The organism is Agrobacterium sp. RC10-4-1, from assembly GCF_014138475.1.
Lineage (GTDB): Bacteria > Pseudomonadota > Alphaproteobacteria > Rhizobiales > Rhizobiaceae > Agrobacterium > Agrobacterium pusense.
Genome location: NZ_JACJIT010000016.1, coordinates 1 through 12810 on the forward strand (window position 1 = coordinate 1; position 12810 = coordinate 12810).

Sequence of the window (12810 nt, forward strand, 5' to 3'; positions counted from 1 at the left end):
GCTCACCCAGCGGTTCGGAAGCTCCGATCCTCGCAGGTTCGCCGAGGAGCTGGAGACACGTCCCGAGCTCACAAAGCACGCCGAGCAGATCGAGGCAATCGCACGCATGGTGGATCGTACACGGCATGCCGAGCTTAGTCATGACCATACGCTGAAACAGCAAATGAACCGGTCTCGCGGGCTTGGACTGAGTCGGTAGCAAATGATCTAATCTTTTCATCCCTGCAACAATCCTGTAGTTTGGATCGCTTGATGGAAACGTGAGCTCAGGCTCGTGATCGACGCGGAAGTGAGAGTAAAAAGTGCTGTTATCGCAAGTTCAGAATCCTAATGCCGTCTGCGATAATCGGTGGTGTGCCCGCGCGAACCTTGTAGTTTATTCCGGCTGAGAGGTGCAAAGTGGTATGCGCCGCGCTCGAAATGCGGCATACCTGCAAGGGTATCGTGGGCTCGAATCCCACCCTCTCCGCCAGGTTGTATTCACTTTCCGCCAGTTACCTGCAAAACTTTGGATTTCCTCGCAAAACCTCTGCTCTCCAGCGGCCCTTGAGGAGTGAAAATCATGCAGGTATCGCGCCCGGTACACGTCGGGGTATCGCCCGAGCCGTCGAATCAGACGCCGTCTGCCTAACTCAAAGGCAGGGGACCTGGTCCCTACCTCGCCAAATCCGGCTCCGTCTACATCTTCCAGATCAAGCTACCAAAGACGAGCGGCGGCACGCGTGCTATTCCTCCGTTGCGGCTCAGCCTCGGCGCCTGCTCTCACAGACGCGCGAGACTTCTGGCCGACCTTCTGGCGGCGAAGGCCAGATTGATGTTCGATGAGATGAGGCACGGCAGAGGCATGCAGGACGACGACGACAGCGAGACGCGGGCACTTGAAACCGTCATCGAGATGAAGGGCGAGCTGAAGGCCTATCTCCGGATGATCGACCGCTCGGACGCGCCGATCCCGATTGCCGAACTGCGAAAGACTGCAGGCATCCGTGACCTCGTTAGCCTGAACCGGGAGCTGGAACTTCAGGCCCGCGGCGAACCCTTTAATGAACTTCTGGTGGGCCACGCGGACATGCTGAAGCAGTCCGCCCTCGCAAAGCTCTCGGCGTCGTCCGCGCTCTCGGAGGGTTTGTCGAAACAGGTTTCGACCATTCCCCCGTCTACGGCATCGTCGTTGTCATAACGGGAGACGGATACACCGCGAGGGACACGAGGCTGTTTGCGCAAGCACTTAATCTGACACCCTGCTTCACGCCGGTAGCCAGCCCGCAGTCGAACGCCATGTCCGAGGCCTTCGTCAAAACCCTGAAGCGGGATTATATCCGCATCGCAGCACTACCGGACGCAGAAACAGCGCTCCAGTTCATCGACGGATGGATCGAGGACTTGTATGAGGGAGTTTCTGTCAAGCAGTCATTCGCTTCTCCTTCTAACTCCTGACTGGACTGCGTTGGCATGCAAGCGCACTCGGCGCATCGACTTGTATTCGGCGAGAATCTGATCTCAACCACGATCCCATTCATGGGGGCCAAGCAGTGCGGAAGAGCAGCGCTACACTACAACACGGCGGATGTTATCCAGGCCATCTTCAATCTCGGCGGCCGCTCTTCTCTCCAGTCGCCCGTCGGCGCTTGGAACGGTTAAGGGGCTTCTGGCTTCAGTGAAGCGCCCTGGGGGACCAGGCCGTCTTCAACAAAACGCCAGATGGCGACTGCAAGCTTTCGAGCCAGCGCGACAACTCCGATCTTGCGAGATCTGCCCGAGCCCGCCCCGAACGTACCCAGATACCACTGGGACAAAGCGCTTGACGGTTGATACCTCAACCAGCACCACGCAAGTTCAACGAGGAGCCGTCTCGCGAAGCGGTTACCGGCTTTGCTGATCCCTTGATCATGCTTCACAGCACCACTCGCATATGGGCTTGGTGCCAGGCCGAGAAAGCTCGCCAAACACTTTCGATTGGCGAACTGTCGATGGAATACCTCTGACACCAACAGCACAGCACTCAGTTTGCCAATACCTTTGAGCGTGGCGATGCGGCGAACCTTGTCGACATTGGGAATACCCAGTGTGCCACCACTCAAGCCTTCCTCGAGTTGGCGGTCGAGATCACGAATATGCGTGTGGACCAGTTCCAGGCGTTCGAACTCCCTCGTTAGCTCTGCTGCAAGGAATTTACCGAGTGGTTGGTCATCGGCTGTCCTCACCATTTGCAGCCATTTGCGCCAGTCTCCTCCCCAGAGGGCCTTGACCTCACGGATACCGTGAAGGTTTAGCAGGGCACGAACGCGGTTCACGTGGCGTGTCCGCTCTGCCGAGAGCTGCAAGCGTTCCCTGTCGAGACGTTTGGCATCTTCCTCCTCCGGCGTGGGAACACGAACTTCACGGCATACCGTTCGGTCACCCTGATCGAACGATCTGAACATCATGACCATGGACTCTGCGTCTAGCCGGTCGGTCTTCGCCCTACGGCTTCGCCTGTTGACCAAGAAGCTGGTGGAGTCGAGTACTGACGTGCGTATGCCTCGCTTCCGCAAGAACCGAGCTAACCAAAAGCCGTCATAACCGGCCTCAAAGCAAACCACGATCTCAGCTGGGCATCCATCCACCTGGGCCGCGCTCGCTTGCTCACGCTTCAGCATCCCGACGAGCGCTGCGGTATCGCCGCCTCGAACCTGCCGAAGCTTCACGCGATCTGAGTTTGGAGAAAGTACTGCAACTAGCCACGTGGATTTGCTCAACTCAATGGCTGCATACACTGACACAGTGGACTTGTCGTTCTCGTTCATCGGAGGCCTCCTCGTTATCGATGAAGCGGATGAGCCGGGCGGCTCCTCCATAGCATCTATAATGAAATCCATCCACATTCCGCGCTCAAGATGGCTTCCCCTCGGCAGTTCATCAGGGCTAAATCAAACTAGCCGGCTTGTCCGGCGAAACGGGGAGCACTCCAGACACCTGCGCCGTGACCGGGCTGAAGCTGATCAATGGTGGCGGCCGCTCAGAGGTGCAGGCAGCCCACATCCGCCCGGTGGCCGACCGGGGGCCGGATAGCGTACGGAACGGCCTCGCACTCTCCGGAACCGTGCACTGGATGTTCGATCGCGGTCTGATTTCGGTCGACGACGACTACAATCTGCTGATCGCGAGCGGCGGCGTGCCAGATACCATCACGCGGCTCATCAATCCGGAGCGACGCCTACTTGTGCCAGAACGTCCAGACGGGCGGCCACATTCGCAGTTTCTGCAATATCACCGTGAGAAGGTGTTCAAGGGGTGACGAAGCGGAAATAATTTCCGCCCGAGAAGCCGATCCTCACTCCTCGCCGAAGAAGTCTTCATCCAGCCGCCTGAACTCAACCGTGCGATAGCTGCGCACGCCGACGCCGTGTTCAATCATCAGATCGGCCAGTTCCTGCCCGTCGATAAGGATGACCCGCTGAGACAGATGCTTGACGTAGTCGCGCGCAGGCTGGCTGAAGGTGGAGGTGGTGACGAAGACGCCCTTGGTGGCGCCTAGGCCGACTAGACTGCCGACGAAGCCGTTGACATCGGGACGACCCACCGGATTGCCGGGCGCATAGCGCTTGGCCTGAACATAAATGCGGTCGAGGCCGAGGCGATCTTCGTTGACGATCCCGTCGACACCGCCGTCACCGGAGCGGCCGAGCTGTGCTGCGGCATCCTTGTGGCTGCCGCCATAGCCCATGGCAACTAGGAGATCGACGATAAGCTGTTCGAAGAAAGCGGGACTGTTGGAGAGGATGCGCTGAAGCAATTCATCGCGCAGGGCTGCTTGCAGAGATACATAGGCCGCATCAATCTGCTCTTCCGGCGTCGTTCGGGCAGAGGTGTCTTGGACGGGTTTGGCATGAATGCCATTCTCTTCCGCCGCCACGCCCCCGTTTTTGTAGAATTCGCGGAATTCACGCTCCTGCATCAGCAGAGCCACGTCGATGCGTTCCGGGGACGTCGCCAGCAGCGCCTTGCCCTTGTCGGTCACAACAAAACGACCGCGTGCGGGCGAGGCGATCAGCCCGGCCTTGCTCATATAGAACTTTGCCCAGTGGATGCGATTGTGCAGCAGGCGCTGGCGGCCGCTCGGGAGAAGCTCGTCGCGCTCCGCCTGGGTGAGACTGAGGTCATCCGCGATGCGTTCCGAGACATTCGCTACTCGGGTTTCACCTTCAGCAGCGAGGCGCAGAGTCGGGAGCATCAGTGACTGATAGTCAGGAATCGGCATTGTCGTCCTCATTGCCTGAAACTGAACGCGCGGCAGGCAAACGCAACTTTCGATATGCCTCGGACGAAAGCCATCCGAGCACGACTTTTTGGAATGACTTATCGTTCATAAACCGAGCGAAAATCTCCTCGTTCTGATCCATGCGTTCAACGAACAGCGCTTCAAGCAAGTTCTTGAACACGAGCTCGAACTTTTCGCCGGGATTGACTGCTGCCGCCTGCTTCAGCGTCGCGTCTGAAATAGCGGCTTCGACGATCTGGTCGAAAAACAGTTGATCTGCCCGATTGAAATCAGTGCCGAACCGGTCGTTTACGACAACGATGAGCCGAGACAAAGCAAGTGCTTCCTCGCGAAGCGCGCCGGATCCCACTTCCGAAGGGCCATCGAGCCGATTGGCCTCTCCACTACTCAGACTAATCGAACCTTCGCTGATCTTCTGCAGGCGGTAATACTCAAGCCGCACCTCGTCGTCGAACTGGTAAGACGGCCCGGCACCACGCTTCGGCAGTTTCGTTACGAGGTGCCGCAAGAACACATACAGTCGTTCCAAGTCCGTATCTTGATAAGGGATAATCTGGCTGAGGAAACCATAGAGGGTGCAGAAGGCCGACAGCTTACCTCGCCATAGCTCGGCCTCATCCGGTCTCTTATCCAGTAGTTCTTTAAAACGGGATACTGGAACATCAAGCGCTGCGTTCATCAACTGATGATCGTTCGGGCTTTGGCGCTGACGCGGTTTGAAGTAGACGGCGCTGAAGCGTTCGAGGTCGATATCAACATAGATGCCATCGGCATCGAGCTCGCTCTTGAGCTCATACATTCTAGCCGGGTCCACGTCTTCGCCAACCTCGGCGCCTTCAAAGTAGGTCTTAAACGCCTCGCGGATTTCATCTCGTTCATTGACGAAATCCAGGACAAAGGTGTCTTCTTTCAGAGGGTGAATGCGGTTGAGGCGGGAGAGTGTCTGAACCGCCTGAATTCCCGCAAGCCTCCGGTCTACATACATGGTGTGCAGCAAAGGTTGATCGAACCCCGTCTGGTACTTCTCTGCAACGAGCAGCACCTGATATTCCTGCGTGGCGAACAGCTCCGGCAGTTCCTTTTCCCGCACACCGAGGTTCATGCCCTCCTCCGTGTACGTAACGTCCTTCATTTTGTCGTCCGTGACGACACCAGAGAAGGCTACGAGCGACTTTATGGAGTAGCCCTTCTCTTTGATGTAACGGTCGAAGCTCTGCTTGTAGCGGACAGCTTCGAGTCGAGAGCCAGTGATCACCATCGCCTTGGCCCGGCCACCGATCTTGTGCTGGGTAGCTGTATGGAAGTGCTCAATCATGACCTCAGTCTTCTGAGCGATGTTATGAGGATGCAGCTTTAGAAAACGGGCGAGCGCACGGGCAGCCTTCTTCCGCTCGACGTTCGGATCGTCCTCGCTCGCTTTAAGGAGCCGGAAATAGGTAGCGTAAGTGGTGTAGTGCTTCAGCACGTCGAGGATGAAGCCTTCCTCGATGGCCTGCCGCATTGTGTAACGATGGGCGGGCTTGTCATCGCGTCCGAAAACCTTGACGGTCTTGTGCTTAGGCGTCGCGGTGAAGGCAAAGAAGCTAAGATTCGCCTGTCGCCCACGCTTCGCCATAGATCGGTACAGCTCTTCGACATCCTCTTCATCGTTCTCAGCCATATACTTTGCTGCTTCTTCGCGAAGGCCCTGGCCCCCAAGTACCTCCTTGAGATCGGTCGCCGTTTCACCGCCCTGCGAACTGTGCGCCTCATCTATAATCACAGCGCAGCGCCGGGACTTCAGCGTGCCACCATCGGCTTCGCCGCGCTCTTCCGCCATCTTCGCAAGCTGGCGCGAGACGAAGGGAAACTTCTGCAAGGTTGTGATGATGATCGGCACGGCGCTTTCCAGCGCTTCCGCAAGCTGGCGCGAACTCTCGTCGATCTTCTGAACGACACCATGCTTATGCTCGAACTGGTAGATCGTGTCTTGCAACTGCTTGTCCAGCACCACGCGATCGGTAATCACGATGACGCTGTCAAAAACTCGGCTATTCTTGTCGTCATGCAGGGAAGCCAGCCGATGTGTGAGCCAACCAATGGTGTTGCTTTTGCCGCTGCCGGCTGAATGCTCGATCAGGTAGTTGTTGCCTGCGCCTTCGCGTTGCGCCTGCTCCACCAACGAGCGTACCGCTTCGAGCTGGTGATAACGCGGAAAGATCATCGTTTCCTTCTTGACCCTTCGCCCTTGGTCATCGCGCTTCTCCTCGACCTGGAGATGGATAAAGCGCGCGAGGAGATCGAGAAGGCTGTCTCGCTGCAGCACCTCCTCCCACAGATAGGCCGTGCGATAGCTTCGCCCCTTAGGATCGGGCGGATTTCCGGCACCACCGCTGTTGCCCTTGTTGAAGGGCAAGAAATGGGTGGCTGCTCCCGCAAGCCGCGTCGCCATAAACACCGTGTCCGTGTCGGCCGCAAAGTGGACCAGCATACGCCGCTTGAACTCGAAGATCGGCTCACGCGGATCGCGGTCGTAGCGGTACTGGTGCAGGGCGTGCTCGACCGTCTGTCCAGTCATCGAGTTTTTGAGTTCGACCGACGCGACTGGAATGCCATTTACGCTCAACGCAACGTCTAAGGACTTTTCAGAGTTCTTCGAGAAATGGAGTTGCCGCGTGATGCCAACCCGGTTGGCGGCGTAACGAGCTTCTAGTTCGGGATTCAATCCATGCGCCGCCTTGAAGAATGCCACGCGCAGAGTCTTGCCGTAGCACTTAAATCCGTGCCGCAAAGTGGACAGAGAACCCTCTCGATCCATCCACTTTGTCAGATCCGCGAGAACTTGCGCGCCGGTTTTTTCCCCGTGGAGTGCCTCCAGAGCCCTCCATTCCTTCGGCTGTGTGTTACGGATGAAGGATAGGATTGTCTCAGGAAATATAGCGCGAGCGCGGTCGAACCTCGACGCAGGTTCTACAACGGCACCGTTCGCGAGCATCGTGGCTTCGATGGCGGTTTCGAACGCACCTTCTGAATGCCGAGCGTAGTTCATGCCGTTCTACCTCACAGTTTTTGCCGAAGAAACCAGATCGCGACTGGACTGAACGGCTGATACTCCGCCGCGTTGATGCGGTAACTGATCTGTTGTTGGACCTTTTGTCGGGCGTCTGGTGTCGAACGCCACCACTGCAGTACGGAATCCAGTACCGCCTTCCGACTGCTCTTCATGTAACTTAGATTCAAACCTAAAGTGTCATTCAATTGCGTGTTGAATTCTTCGTCCGGGCTTGAAATAGTCCCGTCGACTAGATACTTCAGCCTTGCTTCAATGGCATGCGCGGTATCTGCCGGATTCCACTTGAGATCGCGATTGGCCTTTTTGGTGTCGCAGTGCTGATCGGTCGGCGATCTCCCATCCCCGCCTAGACACGCGCCGAGCAGGTTTGCGTAGACAAGTTGCCGCTTGGGATAGCTCGCCTGGCTTTGCCAATGTTCAATCTTCATCGCGGTTGATTCCGCCCGAAGGCGCCCGGTGCAGTAACAGCACAGGCCCTTTTGCTCGGCTACCAGAGCTGTGCGTAAGTCGTCTTTTTGAGCGTAGTTGTCGTAGTCGCTATGCGCCTGAGCCCGGTGGTACGTAAGACTGTTCGGTTCGGCGCCTTTGGTGATCATCCTCACGCATCCCCCTCCATGAAATCGAGAAGGGTCATTGCGCGCGTAATCTCCGGGTCGTCCTCACCGATATCTGCAGAAAGCTCTTTTATTTCAGCCCTTGCAGCATCCGCTTTTCCCTCGCCTATGAGCTGCGCGATTTTTGCTATCTTCGCCTCCACACCCCCATTCCGCGACTTGGTGTCCATTACCTCTTCGAGGACACGGCTTGAATCGATCCCGAATGAGCGCGCTGGCGAATAGATATGACCGTCCTTGATGAGCAGGATCCTGTCGTGAGCCACTTCGCCAATCACCTGCGGCGAATGAGTGGTGGCAATAAACTGGCAGGCACGGAACGTCTCGGTCAGAAGAGGCACGATCTGGCGCTGCCAAAGCGGGTGCATGTGCATATCAATTTCATCGATTAGAACGACTCCGACCCCGTCTCTGACTGGATCGTCTAAGACTGGATTGGCTTGCGATAAGCGGCGAGCAAGGTCGAGTGCCAACGCAAGCACCCCCCTCTCACCCTCGGAGAGATACCGGACATCAAGTTCAATGCCGTCCTTCGAGATCAGAAGCCGTGGCTTGTCCGCGCCGTTGGTCGCTCGCAGCCCCTTGCAGGTCGGCAAAAAACGGGCTGCTGCAGATTTCAGTGCCTCAAGATGGGATCGTGCCCGCGGCAGTTCCTCCGCCAACGCCTCTTGCGCCAGCATCCAGGACGCCATGTCCCGAAGGTGGAGCGGCCGGACATCTGAAAGTGCATCGGCAAACGCCGCAGCTTGGCCTCCGCGGCTCCGACCAATCTTGATCTGCTCATCCGTGGGGTGAGACCTGCGCGTTCCGAAGTAGATCGCAATGGGTTGATTGCCTGACGGGTCGGCCTTCGGCCAGTGCGGCGGTGACAGCTCTTCCCTTTCAGGCGTGTCTAGCGTCGCGTTCCGAACAGACCCCTCTTCATCAGGAACAAACCGTTCTCTCGGCTTGTGCAGCAGTAGGCTTCGTTGCCCCTCGGGGAAGTCGAGCTCCAGATCGACGGTCAGCGAGGAGCTTACCTGCCGGATATCATCGGAGGCGAATGCCAAAGGCGTCGAGCGACTCGCCGTGAACTTAGGCAACACCCGAGACAGTGAGACCCGCAGAGCTTCAAGGACGCTGCTCTTGCCAACGCCATTGACACCAACCAGTAACGTGAAGTGCGGATCAAATTCGAAGGTCGCCTGGTCGAAGCCGCGAAGGCCGGCAACGCTGAGCCGACTGATCTTCATGCCGCCTCCGGGATTTCAATCTGGCCGGTCACGGCCGCTGCGATCAGGGCTGCGCGGCGCTCTTTCAGCAGGCCGACGGAGTTCTCGGTCGCGGTGCGCAGGCGGTCGATCTTGGCGGTCTCGGTGCTGATGTGCTGAACGATCTGTCGCTGTTCATCGAGCGGCGGCAGGGGTATGAAGATGTCTCGGAATCCGTCCCAGTAGAGACGCAGCCTATCCCAAGTGATGCCTTGCGAGTTGCGTCCGCACTCTGCGCTGAACGACGCAGTCCGAAAGAGCTGACCGGCATAATCTGGAAGAAGCTCCGCCTTCGTCCAGGCAACGGTGTAATCGGGGCTCACGAGGCCGTCGACGGGCGTAACGCCTACCGCGCCTTGCCACATGCGCATCTTGTTGAAGGCGATGTCTCCTTGGCGAGCGACCTTGTAGGTGTTGAAGTCTGCTGCCGTCCCTTCGATCTTGTCGCTCGAGAACTTACGGACGACGACGCCCGCATTGATGGAAACCTCCAGCAGCGGCAAATCGGGTTTGCTGCGCTCGTCACGTTGGGAAAACAAGGTGGCAATCCGGCGGACCTCCCAATGCGCAGGGACATCGCCAAGCCAGTCGATGCCTGACGGCCGCAGGGGTACAAAAGGGTCGAGGCCGCGCATGACGGCCTCGGCCACGATGGCGCGCCGCTTCTCGGCCATGAGGTCGAGGAGCTTCTGCTTGGTAGCAATCAGAGCGTCGATGTTGGCGGTTTCGCTGTCGAGGAACCGGGCGATAGAGCGTTGAATGGACTTGGGGGGGACTGGAAGCGCCAGCGAGCCGATGGCGTTCTTTGGTATGCCAAATCGGGTGATGCCATTCGCGGCCAATTCCAATGGGACTCGCACTGTCTTTGATTGCAGGCACCGAAAAAGGAACGCACCATCCAGCTTTTCCGGGTCAGGCCGGATCATTGCTAAGTGGTAGCCACAGACGAAATCGTCTGCTGTTTCTGTCACCAAGGCGGGAACGCCGATGTCATCCCATGCCTCTGAGTCCTTCGTGATGACAACATCATCAGCGATCAGGTGGAACTTGTCTATCTCGGATTGCGTCGCTGTTCCTGCCATGAACTCCATGCCAAGGTGAATCTTTTCGCTGTTGTAGACGTCTGTGTAATTGCACAGACGAACGGGCAGCTCGTCATCCGACAAAATTTTGTCGACGTTGCTGACGGCATACTCCGCGACTGAACGAAGAGGCCGCACAGTCCAAGAAGGCGGAAGCTCGCTTTGCCAAGCGTCGACGTGACTCACTCGGTCACCTCCCGCAAGAGCCGCAGGATCTCGTCCTCCGCCTTCTTAAGGTCCGCGTCGATGTGGACCAGCTTGCGGGGCGGCGTGAACTGATAGAAGTGGCGGTTGAAGTTGATCTCGTAGCCAACCTTGTCCTTGCTCCGGTCCATCCAGGCGTCGGGCACATGCGGCAGAACCTCGCGCGCGAAGTAGGCGTCGATATCCTCTTTCAGGGGTACGTTCTCGAAGTCGCGAAGGTCCGGGTCGGCCTCGAAGCCCTTGTTCTCCCTGACCTTCTCGGCATCCGCATCCTTCTCGGTAAACACGTTGCGGAACAGCTTTACCTCCGCCGAGCGCCAGCGGGACTCGCGCTTTTTTAACAGCTTTTCAATGCCGCCCCAGACCTTGTTCCAGTCCCGTTCCTGCTCACGGCCTAGCGCCTGGTCGATCGCCTGAATGTCGTCGAGGAGGTGCGGTGCCGCGTCGAGGAACCGGGCCTTGTCCTCGACCGTCATCCGATAGCGCAGACGTAACGGACGCTCGACGGTGACGCGGGTATAGCCGAAGTCCGCATTGTCGAAGATCTTAGATGTAGCGTTCTGGGCATAGCCGCCGTAGAGCCGAACGATCTCAGCAATCTGATCGGGTTCGTCCGGGCGATCATCCCCCTCAGGTGCCTTGCCTGCGCCGATCTTGCGGCGCTTGTCCCCTTGGCTGCGTCCCATAGGCATCCAGATGTCACGCGCATCGACCAACTGGATTTTGCCTTTGCGGTATCCGGGCTTGTTGTTGGTGACAATCCAAATATAGGTGCCGATCCCGGTGTTGTAGAACATCTGCTCCGGTAGGGCGACGATGGCCTCGAGCATGTCGCGCTCGATGATCCATTTGCGAATGTTGCTCTCGCCGCCGCCAGCGCCGCCGGTGAATAGGGGTGAGCCCGAGAACACGATGGCAGCACGCGAGCCATACTTCTGCGATTTGGGATCGACGACTTCGAACTTCGAGATCATGTGCTGCAGGAACAGCAGTGAGCCGTCATTCACGCGCGGTAGGCCTGCGCTCCACGGGCTGTCCTGCGCGGCCTTCTCGTGCCGACGGACGATTTCCTTCTGCTGCTTCTTCCAGTCCACGCCGAAGGGCGGGTTGGCGATGAAGTAGTCGAAGGTCTGCCCCTCGAACTTGTCGTCGATGAAACTATCGCCGTACTGGACGTTTTCTCCGCCACCGTTGTGATCGACCTGCTTCATGAGCATGTCGGATGCGGCCGTCGCGAAGGCCCGCTTATTGTAGTCCTGGCCGTAGACGTAGAGCTTCGCTTCCTTGTGGTGATCGCGCATATAACGTTGCGCTTCAGCAAGCATGCCCCCCGTGCCGCATGCCGGGTCAAGCATACGCATCACGGTTCCCGGCTTGCTGAGCACGTCGTCGGCGTCCATGAAGAGCAGATCAACCATGAGGTGGATCACCTCGCGGGGCGTGAAGTGATCGCCTGCGGTCTCGTTGGCCAGTTCGTTGAAGCGTCGAATGAGGTTTTCGAATACGAGGCCCATCTGATCGTTCTTCACGCGGTCAGGATGAAGGTCGACCTTCGAGAACTCTTTCAGCACGAGGTAGAGGATGTTCGCCTCTTCCATCTTTTCGATTTCGTTGTTGAATTCGAAGTAGTCGAAGATTTTGCGAACATTCGCCGAGAAGCCGCTGATATAGGATTGAAGATGCCCGACAAGACCCGAGGTGTCTCCGATCATCGTTTCGAAGGTCATCGGCGAACGGTTGTGGAAGCGGTGCCCGGAAGCGTTGTTCAGAATCCGGTCAAGGGCATCGTCTTCCAGTTTACCACCTTTGCGACGCTCGAATTCCGCCAATACCTTCGGCTTGGTGGCGGCCAGTACGCAATCGAAGCGGCGCAGAACCACAAGGGGCAGCATAACCCGCTCGTACTGCGGCGGGCGATAGGGCCCACGCAGCAGATCAGCAATCTGCCATATTAGGTTGGCCAAATCCGAGTGGCTTGCCATGCTACGCCACCTTGCCTTTAGAAAGCTTGTTCATTCATTCATTCCACGTTTGGACCAATCGCCTGCATTTGGCGAGGAACTAAGTACACGAACGCCTTGCTTCAAGCTGAGCCAAACTCTCATGCGACATCAATGACATGAATAGCGGCACCAGTGCCGGCACGCAATGGGAGAACCTGGAAACGCAATGGCGGGTGCGCGATGCCAATTGGGACGAAACGTAGCAGGGGCATCGTGTCGGGGACGCCTAAAAAGAGCGCGTGGGTATAAACCGCAACCCGAGCTGGTAGACGGCTCCAATCGTGAGCAGGGCAAAGGTTTCCACAGCAGCGCTTTGTTTATCTTCTCGCTCATGGTCATGACGA

Annotated in this window: 8 protein-coding genes and 3 pseudogenes; 4 read left to right on the forward strand and 7 right to left on the reverse strand. The window is 57.6% G+C overall.

Going from position 1 to position 12810, the window contains the following annotated elements; all coding sequences use genetic code 11:
• The 3 genes and pseudogenes from FHW77_RS26635 to FHW77_RS26030 form a co-directional block, all read left to right on the forward strand.
• Positions 1-199 (forward strand): annotated as a pseudogene (locus FHW77_RS26635) (BID domain-containing protein); the annotation flags it as partial.
• A gap of 645 nt (positions 200-844) precedes the next feature.
• Positions 845-1180: a hypothetical protein gene (locus FHW77_RS26025; protein WP_182591049.1), complete on the forward strand. Its 336-nt coding sequence runs from the start codon at positions 845-847 to the stop codon at positions 1178-1180.
• 2 nt (positions 1181-1182) lie between these two features.
• A pseudogene (locus FHW77_RS26030) lies at positions 1183-1383 on the forward strand (IS3-like element IS426 family transposase); the annotation flags it as partial.
• A 254-nt stretch (positions 1384-1637) separates the two neighbouring features.
• Here FHW77_RS26030 and FHW77_RS26035 read toward each other — a convergent pair.
• Positions 1638-2786, reverse strand: a complete 1149-nt coding sequence (locus FHW77_RS26035; RefSeq protein ID WP_182591050.1) for an IS110 family RNA-guided transposase — start codon at positions 2784-2786, stop codon at positions 1638-1640.
• A gap of 164 nt (positions 2787-2950) precedes the next feature.
• Here FHW77_RS26035 and FHW77_RS26040 point away from each other — a divergent pair.
• Positions 2951-3277: pseudogene (locus FHW77_RS26040) on the forward strand (HNH endonuclease); the annotation flags it as partial.
• A gap of 36 nt (positions 3278-3313) precedes the next feature.
• On the opposite strand, the gene FHW77_RS26045 reads toward FHW77_RS26040, so the two are convergent.
• The 6 genes from FHW77_RS26045 to FHW77_RS26070 are packed head-to-tail and all read right to left on the reverse strand — an operon-like array spanning position 3314 to position 12445.
• Positions 3314-4240 carry a restriction endonuclease gene (locus FHW77_RS26045; protein WP_182591051.1) on the reverse strand — a complete coding sequence of 309 codons (927 nt, stop codon included), beginning with the start codon at positions 4238-4240 and terminating at the stop codon, positions 3314-3316.
• Positions 4227-7289 (reverse strand): type I restriction endonuclease subunit R, encoded by a 3063-nt coding sequence (locus FHW77_RS26050; RefSeq protein WP_182591052.1) that lies wholly within the window; start codon positions 7287-7289, stop codon positions 4227-4229. Before FHW77_RS26050 ends, FHW77_RS26045 begins: the two co-directional genes overlap by 14 nt.
• Positions 7290-7300: 11 nt before the next feature.
• On the reverse strand, positions 7301-7909 hold the full coding sequence (locus FHW77_RS26055; protein ID WP_182591053.1) for a retron system putative HNH endonuclease: 609 nt from the start codon (positions 7907-7909) through the stop codon (positions 7301-7303).
• A gap of 2 nt (positions 7910-7911) precedes the next feature.
• Positions 7912-9159 (reverse strand): AAA family ATPase, encoded by a 1248-nt coding sequence (locus FHW77_RS26060; RefSeq protein WP_182591054.1) that lies wholly within the window; start codon positions 9157-9159, stop codon positions 7912-7914.
• A complete protein-coding gene (locus FHW77_RS26065) occupies positions 9156-10445 on the reverse strand; it encodes a restriction endonuclease subunit S (RefSeq protein WP_182591055.1) in 1290 nt (429 codons plus the stop codon). Before FHW77_RS26065 ends, FHW77_RS26060 begins: the two co-directional genes overlap by 4 nt.
• On the reverse strand, positions 10442-12445 hold the full coding sequence (locus tag FHW77_RS26070) for a type I restriction-modification system subunit M (RefSeq protein WP_182591056.1): 2004 nt from the start codon (positions 12443-12445) through the stop codon (positions 10442-10444). Before FHW77_RS26070 ends, FHW77_RS26065 begins: the two co-directional genes overlap by 4 nt.
• Positions 12446-12810: the final 365 nt, after the last annotated feature.